A 19,695-nucleotide genomic window follows, 5' to 3' on the forward strand; every position below is an offset into this window, starting at 1 on the left:
ATGACCCGCCGGCCCGGCAAGGGCTACCGGTACGGCCGCTGGCGGGGCGGCCCGGACCCGCTCGCCCCGCCGTACGACCTGGGCGACGCCGTCGACGAGATTGGTGACTCCGTGCTCGCCGGCAGCGGCGTCAAGGAGGCCATGCGGGAGCTGCTGCGCCGCGGCATGAACGGCCGCCGCGGGCTCGACGAGCTCCGCCGCTCGGTGCGCGACCGGCTGCGGCAGGCCCGCCAGGCCGGCCGGCTCGACGGCACCCTGGAGGAGGTCCGCGAGCTGCTGGAGAAGGCGCTGGAGGCCGAGCGCCGGGAGCTGTTCCCCGATCCGGACGACTCGGCGCGACTCGCCGAAGCCGAGCTCGACGCGCTGCCGCAGGACACCGCCGGTGCCGTGCGGGAGCTCAAGGACTACCAGTGGCGCAGCGAGGAGGCCCGGCAGGCCTACCAGCAGATCCAGGACACCCTGCGCCGCGAGGTGCTCGACAGCTCGTTCGCCTCGATGAAGCAGGCGCTGGAGAACGCCACCGAGCAGGACATGGAGGCGGTCCGCGACATGGTCGCCGACCTCTCCCGGCTGGTCGACGCGCACAACCGCGGTGAGGACACCGACGAGCAGTTCCAGCAGTTCATGGAGAAGCACGGCCAGTTCTTCCCCGACGACCCCCAGTCGGTGCAGGAGCTGATCGACTCCCTCGCCCGCCGGGCCGCCGCCCAGGAACGGATGATGGCCGGGCTCTCCCCCGAGCAGCGGGCCGAGCTGTCGGACCTGATGCAGCAGACGATGCAGGACATGGGCCTGGCCAGCGAGATGGCCCACCTGCAGGACGCGCTGCGCCAGGCCCGGCCGGACCTGCCGTGGGGCCAGCGCGGGCAGGTGCCCGACGGCGAGCAGTCCCTCGGGCTCGGCGACGCCACCAGCGCCGTGGCCGAGCTCGCCGACCTCGAGGCGCTGTCCAACCAGCTCTCCCAGGGCTACGCCGGCGCCTCGCTGGCCGACGTCGACGAGGAGCTGCTGCAGCAGGCGCTGGGGCGGGAGGCCGTCGACGACCTGGCGGCCCTGCGCCAGATGGAGCGCGAGCTGGAGCGGCAGGGCTACCTGAACCGCTCCGACGGCAAGCTCGAACTCTCGCCCAAGGCGGTCCGCCGGCTGGGTGCGACCGCGCTGAAGCGGGTCTTCGCGCAGCTGGACTCCACCGGCCGGGGCGAGCACGACGTCGCCGACGCCGGGTCGGCCGGGGAACTGACCGGCAGCTCCCGGGAGTGGCAGTTCGGCGACGAGCAGCCGCTGGACGTCGTCCGGACGGTCCGCAACGCCGTCCTGCGCAACGCCGGCGAGCCGCGCGAGGAGGGCCGGCGCCGGGTCAGGATCGCCGTCGAGGACTTCGAGGTGGTGGAGACCGAGCGGCGCAGCGGTGCCGCGGTGGCCCTGCTCGTCGACCTCTCCTACTCGATGGCGCTGCGCGGCACGTGGGGCGCGGCCAAGTCGACGGCGATGGCGCTGCACTCCCTGGTGACGACGAAGTTCCCGCAGGACGCGATCCAGATCATCGGCTTCTCGTCGGTGGCCCAGGTGCTCCGGCCGGAGACGCTCGCCGAGCTGAGCGTGGACACCCTGCAGGGCACGAACCTGCAGCACGGGCTGATGCTGGCCCGGCGGTTCCTCGCCCGGCACCCCGATGCCGAGCCGGTGGTCCTGGTGGTCACCGACGGCGAGCCGACGGCGCACCTGGAGCCGGACGGGACGCCGTTCTTCTGCTGGCCGCCGATGCCGGAGACCATCGCCCGCACGGTCGCCGAGGTGGAGAAGGTGGCCCGGTCCGGGGCGACGATGAACGTCTTCGCGCTCGACCCGGAGCCGGCACTGGTGCACTTCGTGCACGACATCACCGCCCGCGCCGGCGGCCGGGTGTTCACCCCGGACGGCGACCGGCTGGGCGAGTACGTCGTCGCCGACTACCTGCGGACTCGCAAGGGACGCCGCGCCCGGTGACCGACCCCGGGGTCAGCTCTCCAGGTGGGAGCCCGACGAGCTGATCCCGGGGATGGCGCCGGCGCGGAAGGCGTCGACGAACAGCCGGTGGTCGGTCTGGGTCTGGCGCGCGTAGCCGTGCGCGAAGTCGACGAGGTCGGCCACGAACTCCTCCCGCCGGTCCCCGACGAGAGCCGTGATCGCCTCCTCGGTCTGGAAGGGCACCAGCGTGTGGTCGCTGTCGGCGTCGCCCACGCAGTGCATCTTCGCCGTCGCCCGCCCGAGCTGGACCAGCACCGGGGCCATCTCCTCGGGCTCGGTGAGGTCGTCCCACTCCAGGTCGACCTCGTACGGCGACAGCTCGGCGACGACGAAGCCGACGCCGTCGACCTCGGTCCAGCCGAGGAACTGCGAGGCGTTGGCCTGCAGCGCCCGGCGGCTCACCGCGGTCCGGTGGCCCTCGTGCTCGAAGGCCTCGCGCACCTCGGCGTCGCGGACCACCCGGCTCGGCGCGGCGACGTTGCCCTGCTTCAGGGAGAGGACGACGTCGTTCTCCAGCGCCTGGTCGTAGCCCTCCAGCAGCACGTTGTAGGCGGGCAGCCCCGCGCTGCCGATGCCGAACCCACCGGTGCCGACCACGTCCTTCACGTCGAAGGTGACGTCGCGCCGGCGGCGGGGCGGCACCAGCGTGGACCGGTAGTGCTCCAGGGCCGCCAGCACCCGCTCCCGTTCGTCGTCGTCGAGCCGGCGGTTGCGCCGGTTGTCGGCGAACCGCCGCTCGAAGTCCTCCACGACGGTCATGCGGTCCAGCAGCTCGAGGCGGCTGCGGCCGGTCGTCGCGAGGATCGTGTCGCGGACCGCGCCCTCGGTGTTCTCCCGCGTCAGGGCGAAGGACCGGTCGTCGTCGGAGCGGGTGAAGGCCTCCACCTGGTCGAGATAGGCGGTCAGGTAGGTACGCAGCAGATCCGCGATGACCTCGTCGCCCAGCGCCTTGCTCCACGCCAGCAGCGCGAAGCTCGCCGCGAACCGGCGGAGGTCCCAGCTCACGTGCCCGAGGTAGGCCTCGTCGAAGTCGTTGACGTCGAACACGATCCGGCCCTGGGCGTCCATGTAGGTGCCGAAGTTCTCCGCGTGCAGGTCGCCCTGGATCCACACCCGGCTGGTCCGCTCGTCGCTCCACGGGTCGTCCAGCTGTGCCATGTCCGCGTAGAAGAGGCAGGCGCTGCCGCGGTAGAACGCGAACGGGTCGGCGGCCATCTTGCGGAACTTGGTGCGGAAGGCGTCGGCGTCGGCCCGCATGAGGTCGGCGAACGCCTCGACCAGCGTGTCGACGATCAGCTGCGAGCGTTCATCGGACGTTCCGCCGGGGGTGACCCCGAAGGGGGAATGTGGCACGGGGGAACCGTAGGCGCCGGTTAACCTGCGGGACAGTCGTTGCACGGCGAGAGCGATGGGGGGCGGCGGTGAGCGGAGCAGGCACGACGCGTCGGCTGACCGCTGCCGCCGGCCTGGGCGGCGGGCTCGGGGCGACGCTGGGCGGGCTGTTCCTGTTGCTGCGCGGAGAGGCCCGGCTGGCCCGGCGGGCGATCGGCGCCCGGACCACCAAGCAGCTGCCGCCCTCGGCCAACGGCGTCTACGGGCGCGGCCGCGGCAAGCCGCTCGTGTTCGCCGTCCTCGGGGACTCCACCGGCGTCGGGCTCGGGGTGCACCGCGCCGCCGAGACCCCGGGGGTGCTCCTGGCCGCCGGCCTGGCCGAGCTCGCCGAGCGACCGGTCCGGCTGGTCAACGTCGCGGTGTCGGGTGCGGAGTCGCGCGAGCTGCCCGAGCAGGTGGAGCAGGCGCTCGCGGAGAAGCCGGACGCCGTCCTCATCATGATCGGCGCGAACGACGTCACCAGCCGCACCCGGCCGTCGGTCTCGGTGGCGTTCCAGGCCGATGCCGTGCGGCAGTTCCGGGCGATCGGCGCCGAGGTGGTCGTGGCGACCTGCCCCGACCTGGGCACCATCCGCCCGATCGCGCAGCCGCTGCGGCAGTTCACCCGGCACTGGAGCCGGCAGATGGCCGCGGCGCAGACCGTCGCCGTCGTCGAGGCCGGCGGGCGCACGGTCTCCCTGGGATCGATCCTCGGCCCGACGTTCGCCCGAGACCGGTCGATGTTCGGCGACGACGAGTTCCACCCCAGCGCCGCCGGGTACGCGGCCGCGGCGGCGGTCATCCTGCCCTCGCTGGCCGACGCCCTCGGGGTGTGGCCGGCCGCCGCCGACCGGGGGCGGCGCTTGCGCCGGGCCACGGTGCGGCCGATCGAGCGGGCCGCGGCCCGGGCGGCCGACCGGCCGGGCACCGAGGTGCAGGGCACCGAGGTCCGCGGCTCCGACACCGGCCCGCGCGGCCCGTGGGCGCTGCTGCGCCGGCGCCGTCCGCCCGAGCTGCCCACGGCCGACCAGGCCGAGCGCGCGGAGCAGGTCCCCACGGCGTAGCGGGACCGCGTCGGCCCGGCGGCCTACCCGGGGGTAGTTTCGCGGTGACCGCACCGCCCCCTCGCCGTGGAGGACCCATGCCCGAAGCCGTCATCGTCGCCACCGCGCGCTCGCCCATCGGACGGGCGTTCAAGGGCTCGCTCAAGGACCTGCGGCCCGACGACCTCACCGCGACGATCGTGCGCGCCGCGCTGGACAAGGTCCCGGCGCTCGACCCCACCGACATCGACGACCTGATCCTCGGCTGCGGGCTGCCCGGCGGCGAGCAGGGCCACAACATGGGCCGCGTCGTCAGCGTCCTGCTCGGCATGGACCACCTGCCCGGGACGACGATCACCCGCTACTGCTCCTCGTCGCTGCAGACCACCCGCATGGCCATGCACGCCATCAAGGCCGGCGAGGGCGACGTCTTCATCTCCGCCGGCGTGGAGACCGTGTCGCGCTTCGTGAAGGGCAACAGCGACTCGCTGCCCGACACCGAGAACCCGCTGTTCGACACCGCCAAGGGCCGCGTGGCCAAGGTGGCCGAGAGCGGCGCGGACTCCTGGACCGACCCGCGGCAGAACGGCGAGCTCCCCGAGGTCTACATCGCCATGGGGCAGACCGCGGAGAACCTCGCCCTGTACAAGGACGTCTCCCGCGAGGACATGGACGAGTTCGCGCTGCGCAGCCAGACCCTCTACGCGCAGGCCGCGGCCGACGGCTTCTGGGAGCGGGAGATCACCCCGGTCACCACGCCCGACGGCACCGTCGTCAGCACCGACGACAGCCCGCGCGCCGGCACCACGCTGGAGGGCCTGCAGGGCCTCAAGCCGGTGTTCCGCCCCGACGGCCGGGCCACCGCCGGCAACTCCTGCCCGCTCAACGACGGCGCCGCCGCCGTGGTGGTCATGAGCGACACCAAGGCCCGCGAGCTGGGGCTCACCCCGCTGGCCCGCGTGGTCTCGACCGCGGTCACCGGCCTCTCGCCGGAGATCATGGGCTACGGCCCGGTCGCGGCCTCCGAGCTCGCCCTGCAGCGGGCCGGGATGAGCATCGGCGACATCGACCTCGTCGAGATCAACGAGGCGTTCGCCGCGCAGGTCATCCCGAGCTACCGGGACCTGGGCATCGACATCGACCGGCTGAACGTGCACGGCGGCGCCATCGCCGTCGGCCACCCGTTCGGCATGACCGGCGCGCGCATCACCGGCACGCTGATCAACGGCCTGCAGACCAAGGACAAGACCTTCGGCCTGGAGACCATGTGCGTCGGTGGCGGCATGGGCATGGCGATGATCCTGGAGCGCCTCTCCTGACGAAGCCGTGACATGACAGTGGCCCGGTCCCCGCGAGGGGGCCGGGCCACTGTCATGTTCAGGCGGGGTGCGTCACTCCTGGAAGTACGACAGCAGACGCAGGATCTCCAGGTACAGCCAGATGACCGTGACCAGCAGGCCGAAGGCGATGTACCAGGCGAACTTCGCGGGCGCGCCACGACGGATGGCCTCGTCGGCCATGTCGAAGTCCAGCAGCAGCGAGAACGCCGCGACGCCGATGACGACGAGGCTGAACAGGATCGCGACCGGCCCACCGTCACGCAGGCCGAGGGCGTCGCCGCCGACGAACAGGCTGGCGACGAGGTTGACCAGGATCAGGGCCAGGACCCCGAACATCGCGCCGACGATCCAGCGGGTCAGCTTGGGGGTGACCCGGATCGCGCCGGTCTTGTAGACCACGAGCATGCCGGCGAACACACCGAACGTGCCGATCAGCGCCTGCCCGACGATGCCGGGCCAGCGCTCGTTGAAGACCTCGCTGATCGCGCCGAGGGCGACGCCGTAGAGCGCGCCGTAGGCCAGCGTCGCGACCGGGTTGGCGATCTGCTTGAAGGCGATCACCAGGCCCAGCACGAAGGCGACGAGCACCGACGGCAGGGCCAGCCCGAGGGCGAGGTCCTGCGGCAGGAGCGCCCAGGTGAGGCCGGCCGAGACGACGGTGACGAGGAAGGACAGACCCGTCTTCTGGACGACGTCGTCCATCGTCATGTAGCGGGTGGTGGTGCGCGCGTACGGCGACGGGGCGGCGTACGGGTCCTGCGTCGGCGCACCGTACGGCTGGGGTGCTCCCCACTGGCCGTACTGCTGGCCGGCCGCGCCGTTGGTGGCGTTGGCGAAGCCCCGACCGAAGGCGGGGTTGTGGCTCTGCATCGTCATCTCCTCGAGGTGACTGGCGGTCGTGGGGTCGACGGTCCTGCACCCCACTCGGTCTGTCCAACGCCGCAGGTGCCCGCCGCGTTCCTGAGTCAGCGGGGGTCCCTCGCGCGGGTGCCCCCGGTGGGATTCGAACCCACACTCTGACCCTTTTAAGGGGCCTGCCTCTGCCGGTTGGGCTACGGGGGCCGAAGACGTAACGCTAGCGGCCGGCGAGCTCCGTGGCCCGGGTCAGCACCGCATCGAGCATCGGCTCGGTGAGCCGGCCGGTGAAGGTGTTCTGCTGGCTGACGTGGTAACTGCCCAGCAGGGTCAGCGGGCCGCGCGGTCCGTCGAGGGTCACCTCCACGCCGTGCCCGAAGGCCGGCCGCGGGCGGGGCAGCGCGTACCCGGCGCCGGCGAGCACCGGCCACAACGCCGTCCAGCCGAAGCCGCCGAGCACGACGACCACCCGCAGCCGTGGCAGCAGCGCCAGCTCGCGGGCCAGCCACGGCGAGCAGGTGTCGCGCTCCTCGGGGGTGGGGGCGTTGGCCGGGGGCGCGCAGCGGACGGCGGCGGCGACCCGGACGTCGGTCAGCTCCAGGCCGTCCCCGATGTGGGTGGAGTTCGGCTGGTTGGCCAGGCCGGCCCGCCAGAGTGCCGCGAAGATCCAGTCGCCGCTGCGGTCGCCGGTGAACACCCGGCCGGTGCGGTTGCCGCCGTGCGCCGCGGGGGCCAGGCCCACCACGGCGATCCGGGCGTCGTCCGGGCCCAGGCCGGGCACCGGGCGGCCCCAGTAGTCCTCCTCGCGGAAGGAGGCCCGCTTGACGCGGGCCACCTCCTCCCGCCAGGCGACCAGCCGCGGGCAGGCATAGCAGCCGGAGATCCGCGCATCGAGGACGGCGACGTCGCGCGTCGCCCCGGCCGAGCGGGCCACGCCGGCCGGGGTGCGGGTCACCGGGAACCCGCCGGCGCCGACATCTCGAGGCATTGGATCCTTTCCCCACGTCCCCGGCCCGAGGACGTGCGTATTGCTTCCTATGCCTGACCCCGGGCGAGCCGGAGGGCGATGCCGTCGAGGATGTCGTGCTCGCTGACGACGACGGAGTCCAGCGCGAACGCGTCCATGATCACCCGCAGGATCAGCGAGCCGCCGCCGATGACGTCGACCCGCCCGGGGTGCATGACCGGCATCGCCGCCCGCCGCGCCCGGGTGGCGGTGAGCAGCCCGGCGGTGACCGACCGGACGGCGGCGACCGGGATCCGCGAGCCGTGGATGGCGGTGTCGTCGTACTCGGGCAGACCCAGCGCGAGCGCGGCCACCGTGGTCACCGACCCCGCCAGGCCCACGAGCGTCGCCGCTTCGCCGACCGGTACGGCAGCCAGCACCTCGGTGAGTGCGGCACGGACGTCGGCCTCGGTCCGCTGGATCTCGTCGGAGTCCGGCGGGTCGCCGTGCAGGTGCCGCTCGGTGAGCCGGACGCACCCGATGTCGACCGATCGGGCCGCCCGCACGCCCGTGCCGTCGCCCAGCACGAACTCGGTGGACCCGCCGCCGATATCGACCACCAGGTAGGGCACCTCGGGGGCCGTCCCGCCGTGCGCGGCGACCGCGGCGTCCAGCGAGGCGGTCGCGCCGAGGAACGACAGCTCGGCCTCCTCGGAGCCGGGGACGACGTCGGGCAGCCGGCCCAGCGTCGTCAGGACCATCTGCTCGAAGTCGGCGCGGTTCGCCGCGTCCCGGCTGGCGCTGGTGGCCACCATCCGCACCGCGGTCGCGCCGAGCTCGCGGGCCTGCGCGGCGTACTCGGCCAGCACGCGGCGGGTGCGCTCGATGGCGGCCTCCGACAGCCGGCCGGTGGCGTCGACGCCCTCCCCGAGGCGGACCACCTCCATCCGCCGCAGCAGATCGGTGTGCGCGCCCTGGTCGGGCACGTCCGCGACGAGCAGGCGGATCGAGTTGGTGCCGCAGTCGATCGCCGCCACCCGGGTCATGCGTCGTCCTCGCGATCCGTGCGTGCGCAGGGCCCCTTCGCCCACCACTCCCCCATCTCGGCCACGGCGCGGTCGCCGATCGGGTTGACCCCCGGTCCCGCGGCCAGGCTGTGCCCGGCCAGCGCGTGCAGGCACTTGACCCGGTCGGGCATCCCGCCGGCGGTGGTGCGGGTCTCCAGCACCGCCTCACCGGGGCGGGCGGCGGCGTCACGGGTCGCCAGGTAGGCCTCGTGGGCGGCGCGGTAGCCGGCGGCGAGCTCCGGGTCCGAGGCCAGCTCGTCCTGCCACTCCCGCATCCGGCCGGCCGACTCCAGCCGGCTCGCGGCGGCCGACGCCCGGGGGCAGGTCAGGTAGTAGAGCGTCGGGAACGGCGTGCCGTCCTCCAGCCGAGGCGCGGTCTCGACGACGTCGGGCTGGCCGCACGGGCACCGGTGCGCGACCGCGGCCAGGGCACGCGGGGGGCGGCCGAGCTGCCGGGCGACGACGTCCCGGTCCTCCTCGGTGACCGGCTCCCGCACGGGGCCGCCGGCGGGGACGAGGTCCGTCACGGCTGCCCCAGGTCGTCGGCGGTGCCGAGCGAGCCCATCAGGGCGTCGTACCAGGTCTGCGGGCGCGGGGCGGCCGCCTCGGGGACGGTGCCGGCGTCTCCGTCGGCCTCGGCCCCGTCGACGACCCGGATGAGCCGGTCGCCCTCGGCCACGTAGAAGAACCGCTCCCTGGCCTCCCGGGCGAGCACCGCGGGGTCGCGCAGCTCGGCGAGGCGGGCCTCCTGCTCGGCGATGCGCTGGTCCAGCTCGGCGCCCTCGGCGGCGAGGCGGGCGATGTCCGCGCGGCCGGCCAGGTACTGCTGGACGGGTCCGGCCAGCGTCAGCGCCAGCAGCAGCACCAGCCCGACGAGGAGGACCCCGCGGCCGGTGAACAGCTGGTGGCGCGGCCGGACCGGCGCCGACGCCGTCCGGATCCGGCGGCCGGTACGGCGCGCCTCGGGCCGGCTGCCGGCACCGGGAACCCGCCCGGTGGGCAGCGGGCGGGAGGCGGCGTGCGCCAGCGGCCGCCCGGTACTCGCCCGCCGGGGGCCCCGCCGGGGCCCGCGCCGGTCCCCGAGACCGGCCACGTCAGCCGCGCGCGGCCAGCCGCGGGAAGGCCGCCGCGCCGGCGTAGCGGGCCGCGTCGTCGAGCTCCTCCTCGATGCGCAGCAGCTGGTTGTACTTGGCCACGCGCTCGCTGCGGGCCGGGGCGCCGGTCTTGATCTGCCCGCAGTCGGTGGCGACGGCGAGGTCGGCGATCGTGGTGTCCTCGGTCTCGCCGGAGCGGTGGCTCATCATGCAGCGGTAGCCGTTGCGGTGCGCCAGGTTCACCGCGTCCAGCGTCTCGGTGAGCGTGCCGATCTGGTTGACCTTGACCAGCAGGGCGTTGGCGGCGCCGCGGTCGATGCCGTCCTGGAGCCGGGTGGGGTTGGTGACGAACAGGTCGTCGCCCACGATCTGCACCCGGTTGCCCAGGGCGGCGGTGAGCGCGACCCAGCCGTCCCAGTCCTCCTCGGAGAGCGGGTCCTCGATCGAGACGATCGGGTAGTTCGCCACGAGGTCGGCGTAGTAGTCGGTGAGGTCGCCGGCGGTGAGGGTCTTGCCCTCGAACGCGTACCCGTCGCCGCTGTGGAACTCGGTGGCGGCGACGTCGAGCGCGAAGGCGATGTCGGTGCCGACCGTGTAGCCGGCCTTCTCCACCGCCTCGGCGATCAGGTCGAGCGCGTCGCGGTTGCTGGGCAGGTCCGGGGCGAAGCCGCCCTCGTCACCGAGACCGGTCGAGAGTCCGCGGCCCTTCAGCACGGCCTTGAGCGCGTGGTAGGTCTCGGTGCCCACGGCCAGCGCCTCGGCGAAGGTCGCGGCGCCGATCGGGGCGATCATGAACTCCTGCACGTCGACGTTGCTGTCGGCGTGGGCGCCACCGTTGAGGATGTTCATCATCGGCACCGGGAGCAGGTGCGCCGAGGGGCCGCCGACGTAGCGGAACAGCGGCAGGCTCGCCGAGTCCGCCGCCGCGCGCGCCACGGCCAGGCTGACGCCGAGGATCGCGTTCGCGCCCAGGCGGGACTTGTCCGGCGTGCCGTCGAGGTCGATCAGCCGCTGGTCGACCAGCCGCTGCTCGCTGGCCTCGAAGCCGACGAGCTCCGGGCCGATGACGTCGAGGACGCCGTCGACGGCCTGGGTGACGCCCTTGCCGCCGTAGCGCTCGCCGCCGTCGCGCAGCTCCACCGCCTCGAAGGCGCCCGTGGAGGCGCCGCTGGGCACCGCCGCGCGGGCGATGGTCCCGTCGTCGAGGGCGACCTCGACCTCCACCGTCGGGTTTCCGCGGGAGTCGAGGATCTCGCGCGCGCCTACTGCGTCGATGCTGGCCACGGGGGGCAGCGTAACGAGCCGTCCGAGCGCCGGTCGCCCCCCTCGCCGGGAGCTCAGTCCGGGGCGCGGGCGTCGGCCTCGGCGTCGAGCTCGCCGGCGTAGCGGCGGACCGCCTCGCGCAGCGCGTCCTCCACGTCCCAGCCCCGGGCGGTCGCGGCAGCGACGACGGCCAGCAGCCGCTCCCCCAGCTCCTCGGGGCTCGTCGTCGTCAGCTCCGCGGGCGCGGGCGTCGACAGCCCCGCGCGTCCGGCCCGGCGGACGAGTGCGGCCCCCCAGGACGCGGCCGGCTGGGAGCGGGAGACGCCCTCGGTCGGCGAGCGGCGCTGCTTCTCCGCCTTCTTGATCTCGTCCCAGCCCGCCTCGACCTGCTCGACATCGCGCGGCCCGGCGTCGCCGAACACGTGCGGGTGCCGGCGGACCAGCTTGTCGACCAGGTCGCCGGCCACGTCGTCGACGTCGAACCGGCGTTCCGGCCCGGCCTCGGCGGCCACCCGGGCGTGGAAGACCACCTGCAGCAGCACGTCGCCGAGCTCCTCGCGCATGGCCGCGGCGTCGTCGTCGACGATCGCGTCGTAGGCCTCGTGCGCCTCCTCCAGCAGGTAGCCGCGGAGGGAGGCGTGGGTCTGCTCGGCGTCCCACGGGCAGCCACCCGGCGAGCGCAGCCGGTCCATGACCGTGACGACGTCGAGCAGCCGCGCGCCGGCCGGTTCCGGGGCGCCCGCGACGACCGGGAGGTCGCCGACCGGCTCCCCCGCGGGGACCAGGCAGACCACGTCGCCGGGCAGGACGGCCGCGGCGGCGAGGTCCGCGACGTCGGTCACGTCGAGGCCCTCGGCCCGCAGCGCCGCCGCGGTGGCGGCGGCCCCGGGCAGGGCGGCCAGCGGGCGGTCGCCGGAGATCGCCCGCCACCCGGCGGGCCCGAGGAGGCCGGGCAGGCGGGGGCTGGTGGTGACGACGAGCGCGACCGGCACAGGCGTCAGTTCCCGGAACCGGTGGCCGGGTCGACGGAGCCGGGTTCGCGGGACTCGGGATCACCGGAGTCGGGGGCGGCGGAGTTCCCGTCGGGAGCCACGCCGAGCAGCTCGACCGCACTGCCGTCGGCCGGGACGACGCTGCCGTCGTCGAACGAGCCGTAGCGGGGGTTCACGTCGACGTCGAGCTCGGCCTCGTAGTCGGAGAGGATCGCGGCGCCGGCCGTCGCGGCGTCGTTCGTGGCCGCGGCCTCCAGCTGCGGGCGGACCTGCTCGAAGGTCGGCACGGTGGGCGGCGACACCACGACGACGAGGACCCCGGTCAGCTCCGGGACGGCGGTGGAGAACACGCTGCCCACCGGCGCGGCGGCCACCTGGGCGGCCAGGTCGGCCGGCAGCTGGCCGGCCAGGTCGTCGACGGCGGCGGTCTGCGGTGCCGGGAGCGTCGCCTGACCCGGGTACTGGCCGGCCACGGCGGCGTAGCTCCCCGGGTCGGCCTGCAGGGCGGCCACCGCCGCGTCGGCCGCCGCCTGGTCCGGGACGTTGACGTACCCGAGGTCGATCTGCGCCGGCTGCTGGGCCAGCTGCTGCTCGTAGGAGGCGCGCAGCGACGCCTCGGTGGGCTCCTCGGCCTGCCCACCGGCGACGGCGATCTGCTGCAGCAGCGCGACCTGCCGGACCCGCGCGAGGGCGTCGTCCCGGGTGTAGCCCTGCGCCGCGGCCTGGGCGAAGTACTCCTCGGGGTCCGAGCCGCCCAGCAGCTGGACGAGCAGGTCCTCCACGCCACCGGGGTCCGGGTCGATGCCGAAGTGCTCGGCAGCGGAGGCGAAGACCTCCGCGCGGACCAGCTCGGTGAGGATCGTCCGCGTGTAGTCCGCGCCCTCGCCGGGGGTGATGTCGGGGTCGGCCAGGTGGGCGGCGACCGCCTCGTCCAGCTCGTCGACGGTCACCGTGTCGTCCCCGACGTAGGCGGCCACGTTGGGTGACGTCCGGCAGCCGGTGAGGGCGACCCCGGCGATCAGGCCCAGGGCGAGGACGGCGGTGGGTCGACGCATGCGCACGACGGCGAGACTCCCACACGCGGTGTGACCCGCCTCGCAGGTGGAGGACATCCGTCGGCGTGACGCCGACGGATCTCCTCCACCTCAGGCGGCGACGGGCTGGTCCAGCACCGCGCGCAGCGTCGCGTGCAGGTTCTCCAGCAGGGCGACGTCGCGCAGCGGGGTCCGGCGGTCGGGACCGACCGGGACCTTGAGCGAGATCGTCGACGCCGCGGCCTTGTAGGTCGCGCCCTCCGCGAGCCGGGCCAGCCGCATCTGCTTGGACTCGGGCAGGTCCACGGGGCCGATCCGGATGACGCGCCCGGTGAGCGACACCTCGGTGATGCCCATGGCCCGCATCGCCACCCGGAACCGGGCGACCGCCAGCAGGTTGAGCACCGGGGCCGGCGGGGCGCCGTAGCGGTCGGTCAGCTCGTCGAGCACGGCCTGAGCCTGGTCGTCGTCCTGCACGGAGGCGACCTTGCGGTAGGCCTCCATCCGCAGCCGCTCGCCGGGGACGTAGTCGTGCGGCAGGTGCGCGTCGACCGGCAGGTCGACCCGGACCTCGGCGGGCTCGACCGGCGGGGACTCCCCGGTGACCTGGGCGCGGTAGTCCGCGACCGCCTCCCCCACCAGCCGGACGTAGAGGTCGAAGCCGACCCCGGCGATGTGCCCGGACTGCTCGCCGCCGAGCAGGTTGCCCGAGCCGCGGATCTCCAGGTCCTTCATCGCCACCGCCATGCCGGCGCCGAGGTCGGTGTTGTTGGCGATCGTGGTCAGCCGGTCGACCGAGGTCTCGGTGAGCGTCCGCGTCGGGTCGTAGGTGAAGTAGGCGTAGGCCCGCTCCCGCCCACGGCCGACCCGGCCGCGGATCTGGTGCAGCTGCGACAGGCCGAAGGTGTCGGCCCGGTCGACGATCAGCGTGTTGGCGTTCGGGATGTCCAGCCCCGACTCGACGATCGTCGTCGAGACCAGGACGTCGTACTCCTTCTCCCAGAAGCCGACCATGATCCGCTCGAGCTCGTGCTCCTTCATCTGGCCGTGGCCGACGGCGACGCGGGCCTCCGGCACCAGGTGGCGGATCTTGGCCGCGGCCTTGTCGATCGACTGCACCCGGTTGTGGATCACGAAGACCTGGCCGTCGCGCAGCAGCTCGCGGCGGATCGCCGCGGCCATCTGCTTGTCCTCCCACGCGCCGACGTAGGTCAGCACCGGGTGCCGCTCCTCGGGCGGGGTGAGGATCGTCGACATCTCCCGGATGCCGGTCAGCGACATCTCGAGCGTGCGCGGGATCGGGGTGGCCGACATCGAGAGGACGTCCACCGCCGTCCGCATCGTCTTCAGGTACTCCTTGTGCTCGACGCCGAACCGCTGCTCCTCGTCGACGATCACCAGCCCGAGGTCCTTGAACCGGGTGGTCGGCTGCAGCAGCCGGTGGGTGCCGACCAGGACGTCGACCTCGCCGGCGGCCAGCGCGCGCAGGATCTCGGTGCTCTCGGCGTCGGACTGGAACCGCGACAGCACCTTCACCGTCACCGGGAACTGGGCGAACCGCTCGGAGAAGGTCTTGAAGTGCTGGTTGGCCAACAGCGTCGTCGGCACCAGGACGGCGACCTGCTTGCCGTCCTGCACCGCCTTGAACGCCGCCCGCACCGCGATCTCGGTCTTCCCGTAGCCGACGTCGCCGCAGATGATCCGGTCCATCGGGACCGGGTTCTGCATGTCGCCCTTGACCTCGTCGATCGCGGCGAGCTGGTCGGGCGTCTCCTGGAAGGGGAAGGCGTCCTCCAGCTCGCGCTGCCACACGGTGTCCGGGCCGAACGCGTGCCCCTTCGTGGCCATCCGGGCGGAGTACAGCCGGATGAGCTCGGCGGCGATCTGCTTGACCGCCTTGCGCGCCTGGCCCTTGGTCTTCTGCCAGTCGGCGCCGCCGAGCTTGGACAGCGCCGGGGCCTCGCCACCGACGTAGCGGGTCAGCTGGTCCAGGGAGTCGGTGGGCACGAACAGCCGGTCCGGCGGCTGGTTCCGCTTGCCCGGCGCGTACTCGACGATCAGGTAGTCGCGCTGCCCGCCGTTGACGGTGCGGCTGATCATCTCGACGTACCGGCCGATGCCGTGGTGCTCGTGGACGACGAGGTCGCCGGGCTGCAGCTGCACCAGGTCGACGGCGTTGCGGCGCCGGGCCGGCATCTTCACCGCGTCGCGCATCGTGGTGCCACGGGACCCGGTGAGGTCGTGCTCGGTGAGCAGCGCCAGGCCGACGCCCGGGAAGGCGAAGCCGGACTCCAGGTTGCCCTGGGTGACCGTGGTCAGCCGCGGCTCGGGCGCGGCCTCGATGCCGGGCACCAGCGCGGCACCCAGCTCGGCCTCGGCCAGCTGGTCGGCGGCGCGCTGGGCAGGACCAGGGCCGGCGAAGGTGACGACCACCCGCCAGCCCTCGCGGTGCCAGTCGCGGATCGTCTCGATCGCCTTCGGCACGTCGCCGGCGAACCGGTCGACGGTCGTGGCGTCGAGGGTGATCTGCGTGTCGTCGTCCTCGGCCTGGATCGTGAACGACCCGGTCGTCCACCACGGCAGGCCACGGGCGAGCGCGGCGGCCTCGACGTCGACGAGGTCGCGGAAGATCGAGGCGCCCAGGTCCAGCGGGGCCTCGCCGGCCTCCGCGGCGGTCGTCCAGCTGGCCGCCAGGAACTCCTCGGCGGTGCGGACGAGGTCCGCGGCGCGGCTGCGGACCCGCTCGGGGTCGCAGACCAGGACGTGCGTGCCGCGCGACACCAGGTCGGTCAGCAGCTCCATCGACCGGTCCCCCAGCAGCGCCGGGGTCAGCGACTCCATGCCCTCGACCGCGATGCCCTCGGCGATCCGGCCCAGGACGTCGGCCAGCGCGGGGTGCTCGGTGGCCAGCTGCGCGGCGCGGGCGCGGACCTCCTCGGTCAGCAGCAGCTCGCGGCACGGCGGCGCCCACAGGCGCTCGGGTCGGTCGTCGAGCGAGCGCTGGTCGGCGGCGGAGAAGTAACGCAGCTCGTCGACCTCGTCGCCCCAGAACTCCACCCGCACCGGGTGCGGCTCGGTCGGGGGGAAGACGTCGAGCAGACCACCGCGGACGGCGAACTCGCCGCGCTTCTCGACCAGCTCGACGCGGGTGTAGGCGGCGTCGACCAGCGCACGGGCGACGTCGTCGAGGTCGGCCTCCTGGCCGGGGCGCAGCTCCACCGGGGTCAGGTCGCCGAGCCCCGGCGCCATCGGCTGCAGCACGCTGCGCACCGGCGCGACGATGACGTCGACCGGCGGGCGGTCGCCGGGGTGGGTCAGGTCGCGGAGGACGGCGAGGCGGCGGCCGACGGTGTCCGCGCGCGGCGAGAGCCGCTCGTGCGGCAGCGTCTCCCAGGCGGGGAAGACCTCGACCCGGCGGTCGGGGAGGAAGCAGCGCAGCAGGTCGGCGGTCGCGTCGGCGTCCCGCTCCCCCGCGGTGACGACGAGGACCGGCACGCCCGCGCCCGGTGCCGGCGCGGCCAGGGCCGCAGCGACCAGCGGCTGCACCGGTGGCGGGGCGGTGACCGCCATCCCGGCCGATCCGGCCGCGGCCACCACACGGGCCATCCCGGGGTCGGTGAGGACGACGTCGAGCACGCCGCGCAGGGACACGAGATCGAACTCCCAGAGGATCGCCGGCCCCACGACGGTGCCGCCCAGTGCGGCAGGGGCCGGTCCCCGAGGTTAGTCGCGGCTGCCGACAACTGCCGTCGGCCGGATCAGCTCGCGGGGGTCGGGGCCAGCCCGCGGACGCCGGCGACGAACAGGTCGATGCCGAGGCCGAAGTACTCCTCGTCGTCGCAGTAGGTCATCGCCACGGCGTGTGACACCAGGGCCGGGTACTTCTCCGGGGAGAGCGAGGCGATCAGCGCCTGCTTGTGCCGCAGGTGCTCGGCGCGGGTCTCGGCGTCCACACCGCTGGCGTCCACCTGGTCACCGGTGACCATGGCGATCGCCGAGCGCAGCGCCTGCATGGCCAGCGCGCTGGCCGCCTCGGGGGTGAAGCCGGCGGCGGCCAGCCGGGACAGCGCCCGCTCGGTCAGGTCCAGCCCCAGGGGGTGCGCCATCATCCGCGTGGCCACCAGCGGCGCCACCTGCGGGTGCGGGCGCATCGCGGCGACCAGCGTGGTGAGCACCGCGCGCAGGTCCTCGGCCCAGAGCTCGCCCGGCGGCGGGACGACCACGTCGTCGAGGACCCGGTCGGCCGCGCCGGCGAGCAGGTCGTCTTTGGTCTTGAAGTGCCAGTAGAGCGCCATCGGCGTGACGCCGAGTTCGGTCGCCAGGCGGCGGATGGTCACCGCGTCGATGCCCTCGGCGTCGGCGACGGCCAGCGCCTTGTCCACCACCCGCTCACGGGTCAGCGAGGTGCGGGCAGCTGCCTTCGTCTCCGTCACGGTTGACAACTGTACACCGTATGGTGTCGGCTGTACGACGTACACGTACGGTGTACATGTACAGCGCAGAGGAGACCTCCCGTGACCCCCACCCGCCGCCCCTGGGCACTGCTCGCCGTGTCCCTGGCGACCTTCATGACCTACCTCGACAACAACATCGTCAACGTCGCGATGCCGGCCATCCAGCGCGACCTCGGCCTGACCACGTCCGGCCTCGAGTGGGTGGTCAGCAGCTACGTGCTGGTCTTCGCCGCGCTCCTGCTGGCCGGCGGCCGGCTGGCCGACGCGTTCGGCCGGCGCCGGCTCTTCCTGGTCGGACTCGGGGTGTTCGTCGGCGCCTCGCTGGTCGCGGGCCTCGCCGGGTCGGTCGAGGTGCTCGTCTCCGCCCGCGCCGTCCAGGGCCTCGGAGCCGCTCTTGTCACGCCGACGACGCTGGCGATCATCAGCGATGCCTTCCGCGACCCGCGCGAGCGCGCGCAGGCCGTCGGTCTGTGGGCCGGCGTCGGGGCGCTCGCCCTCGCCGTCGGTCCGCTGCTGGGTGGCCTGCTGGCCCAGCACGCGTCGTGGGGCTGGATCTTCACCATCAACGTCCCGGTCGGCCTGGCCACCCTCGCCCTCGGCGCCTGGGCGATCCGCGAGTCCCGCGAGGAGGTCCGCCGTCCCCTGGACGTCCCCGGCCTGGTCCTCTCGTCGTCCGCGCTGACCGGTCTGACCTGGTCGTTGATCGAGGGCGGCGAGCGCGGTTGGACGTCGTCCCCGGTGCTCGGCGGCTTCGCGCTCGCCGCGGTGGCCGGTGCACTGTTCCTGCTGGCCGAGCGCCGGTCCGCAGCACCGATGGTGGACGTCGCGCTCTTCCGCGAGCGCGCCTTCTCCGGCGGTCTGGCCGCGATGATGCTGTGGGCCTTCGGCCTGTTCGGCATCTACTTCTTCACGTCGCTGTACCTGCAGGACGTGCTCGGGTTCTCCCCCACCGAGGCCGGGCTGGCCTTCCTGCCCATGGCCCTGTGCATGGTGGCCGGCGCGGTCGTCTCCGAGCAGGTCGCCCGGGCGGTCGGCGCGGCGCGGCTGGTGGGCGGCGCCATGGTGCTGATGGCCGCGGGCATCGCGTCGGTGAGCCTGCTCGGGGCCGACACCGGCTACTGGCAGCTGATGCCGAGCTTCGTGCTCATCGGCATCGGCGGCGGCCTGGTGACCCCCCTGACCGCGACCGTGCTCGCCGTCATGCCGACCTCGCAGGCGGGCATCGCCTCGGGCCTGTTCAACGCCTCCCGCGAGGTGGCCGGACTGCTCGGCATCACCGTCATCGGCGCGGTACTGACCGGCCGCCAGTCGGCGTCCCTGCGTGGCGGGTCGGCACCGGTGGACGCCTTCCTCGACGGCTACCGATTCGGGCTGCTCGGTGCGGCCACGCTGGTCGCCCTCGGCGGGCTGGCCGCCTACCTCGCGCTGCGCACCGCCACCCCCGCGGCGGCCGACGACGAACTGCTCGTCCCGGCGGCCCCGGTCCCGGTGCCGGCGGGCTGACCGACCGACGGGCGGACGTGCCCGTGCGCCCGCTGCCCTCCGCCGGTCCGGCGGTCGGCAGCGGGCGCGCGGCGGCGTCCGCCGAGGCTCAGGAGCTGAGAGCGTGAGCGGCCCGCGGCGCGGGGACCGAGGTCTCCATGGCGGCGAGGGCCCGGCGCAGAGCCGTGCTCGAGGTGTGCATCGTGTACGGGAAGTAGCGCACCTCGACGCCCACGGCGGCGAAGTCCCGCTCCAGCCGCTCGCCCTTGGGCGTCCCCCGCCAGTCGTCGCCCTTGAAGATGACGTCGAAGCGGACCTGCCGCCACGTGTCGATCTTGTCCGGCACGACCTCGGCGTGGACGTCGTCCACGAAGCGCAGCGACCGGACGATCTCCAGGCGCTCGGCGAGCGGGATCATCGGCAGGCGGCCCTTGGTCTGCAGCAGCATCTCGTCGGAGACGACGCCGGCGATCAGGTGGTCGCAGTTGTCCGCGGCGTGCCTGAGGATGTTCAGGTGCCCGATGTGGAACAAGTCGTAGGCACCAGGCGCATAGCCGATGACCGTCATGGGATCCCCCGATCCTCCCGTGGCGCCCGGCCCCCAGTCGGGGCCGACGCCTGATCACACTGAGTCATCGAGGAGCGACACTCATGGCGCTCGATGTGCGATGACCTCGGAAAACTAACCGAATCCCGTCACTCGCGGTGATCTCTTCAGGCATCTTCACCCGTTCGGAGAGGCGCCCT

Annotated in this window: 16 protein-coding genes and 1 tRNA gene; 4 read left to right on the forward strand and 13 right to left on the reverse strand. The window is 73.9% G+C overall.

All coding sequences use genetic code 11. The annotated features are described in order from the left end of the window. On the forward strand, positions 1-1,986 hold the full coding sequence (locus tag N555_RS0107260; protein WP_029430831.1) for a VWA domain-containing protein: 1,986 nt from the start codon (positions 1-3) through the stop codon (positions 1,984-1,986). 12 nt (positions 1,987-1,998) lie between these two features. Here N555_RS0107260 and N555_RS0107265 read toward each other — a convergent pair whose 3' ends face one another. After that, positions 1,999-3,360 (reverse strand): DUF2252 domain-containing protein, encoded by a 1,362-nt coding sequence (locus N555_RS0107265; RefSeq protein WP_197028926.1) that lies wholly within the window; start codon positions 3,358-3,360, stop codon positions 1,999-2,001. 68 nt (positions 3,361-3,428) lie between these two features. Here N555_RS0107265 and N555_RS0107270 point away from each other — a divergent pair, with 68 nt between their 5' ends. Next, on the forward strand, positions 3,429-4,442 hold the full coding sequence (locus N555_RS0107270; RefSeq protein WP_034509296.1) for an SGNH/GDSL hydrolase family protein: 1,014 nt from the start codon (positions 3,429-3,431) through the stop codon (positions 4,440-4,442). 77 nt (positions 4,443-4,519) lie between these two features. Continuing rightward, positions 4,520-5,740, forward strand: a complete 1,221-nt coding sequence (locus N555_RS0107275; protein ID WP_029430834.1) for an acetyl-CoA C-acetyltransferase — start codon at positions 4,520-4,522, stop codon at positions 5,738-5,740. 72 nt (positions 5,741-5,812) lie between these two features. Here the strand turns inward: N555_RS0107275 and N555_RS0107280 are convergent, their stop codons facing one another. From N555_RS0107280 to N555_RS27825, 11 genes are all read right to left on the reverse strand, one after another. Continuing rightward, entirely contained in the window at positions 5,813-6,637 is an 825-nt protein-coding gene (locus N555_RS0107280) for a Bax inhibitor-1/YccA family protein (protein WP_231502633.1), read from the reverse strand. A gap of 112 nt (positions 6,638-6,749) precedes the next feature. Beyond that, positions 6,750-6,823: transfer RNA gene (locus N555_RS0107285), tRNA-Leu, on the reverse strand. A gap of 13 nt (positions 6,824-6,836) precedes the next feature. Continuing rightward, positions 6,837-7,604, reverse strand: a complete 768-nt coding sequence (locus N555_RS0107290) for a uracil-DNA glycosylase (protein ID WP_029430836.1) — start codon at positions 7,602-7,604, stop codon at positions 6,837-6,839. Between the two features lie 47 nt (positions 7,605-7,651). Continuing rightward, a complete protein-coding gene (locus tag N555_RS0107295) occupies positions 7,652-8,608 on the reverse strand; it encodes a Ppx/GppA phosphatase family protein (protein ID WP_029430837.1) in 957 nt (318 codons plus the stop codon). Continuing rightward, the gene (locus N555_RS0107300; protein WP_231502634.1) at positions 8,605-9,156 is read right to left on the reverse strand and encodes a DUF501 domain-containing protein; all 552 of its coding nucleotides are present in this window, start codon (positions 9,154-9,156) and stop codon (positions 8,605-8,607) included. The genes N555_RS0107295 and N555_RS0107300 overlap by 4 nt, the downstream gene beginning before the upstream one ends. Further along, positions 9,153-9,722 carry a septum formation initiator family protein gene (locus N555_RS0107305; RefSeq protein ID WP_034509300.1) on the reverse strand — a complete coding sequence of 190 codons (570 nt, stop codon included), beginning with the start codon at positions 9,720-9,722 and terminating at the stop codon, positions 9,153-9,155. Before N555_RS0107305 ends, N555_RS0107300 begins: the two co-directional genes overlap by 4 nt. A 1-nt stretch (position 9,723) precedes the next feature. Next, positions 9,724-11,007, reverse strand: a complete 1,284-nt coding sequence (gene eno, locus N555_RS0107310; protein WP_029430840.1) for a phosphopyruvate hydratase — start codon at positions 11,005-11,007, stop codon at positions 9,724-9,726. Between the two features lie 53 nt (positions 11,008-11,060). Beyond that, a complete protein-coding gene (locus N555_RS0107315) occupies positions 11,061-11,978 on the reverse strand; it encodes a nucleoside triphosphate pyrophosphohydrolase (protein ID WP_029430841.1) in 918 nt (305 codons plus the stop codon). Positions 11,979-11,983: 5 nt separating this feature from the next. Next, the gene (locus N555_RS0107320) at positions 11,984-13,033 is read right to left on the reverse strand and encodes a peptidyl-prolyl cis-trans isomerase (protein ID WP_156036236.1); all 1,050 of its coding nucleotides are present in this window, start codon (positions 13,031-13,033) and stop codon (positions 11,984-11,986) included. 90 nt (positions 13,034-13,123) lie between these two features. Then, complete coding sequence (gene mfd, locus N555_RS0107325; protein ID WP_029430843.1) at positions 13,124-16,663, reverse strand: transcription-repair coupling factor; 3,540 nt, start codon at positions 16,661-16,663, stop codon at positions 13,124-13,126. 107 nt (positions 16,664-16,770) lie between these two features. Further along, positions 16,771-17,445, reverse strand: coding sequence for a TetR/AcrR family transcriptional regulator (locus tag N555_RS27825; protein ID WP_029430844.1), 675 nt, complete (start codon positions 17,443-17,445; stop codon positions 16,771-16,773). Between the two features lie 81 nt (positions 17,446-17,526). Between N555_RS27825 and N555_RS0107335 the strand changes: the two genes are divergently transcribed. After that, complete coding sequence (locus N555_RS0107335; RefSeq protein ID WP_197028927.1) at positions 17,527-18,969, forward strand: MFS transporter; 1,443 nt, start codon at positions 17,527-17,529, stop codon at positions 18,967-18,969. Positions 18,970-19,057: 88 nt separating this feature from the next. On the opposite strand, the gene N555_RS0107340 is transcribed toward N555_RS0107335, so the two are convergent. Beyond that, positions 19,058-19,516, reverse strand: a complete 459-nt coding sequence (locus N555_RS0107340) for an FAD synthase family protein (RefSeq protein WP_029430846.1) — start codon at positions 19,514-19,516, stop codon at positions 19,058-19,060. Positions 19,517-19,695 lie beyond the last annotated feature (179 nt).

Source organism: Blastococcus sp. URHD0036, from assembly GCF_000701365.1.
Taxonomy (GTDB): domain Bacteria; phylum Actinomycetota; class Actinomycetes; order Mycobacteriales; family Geodermatophilaceae; genus Trujillonella.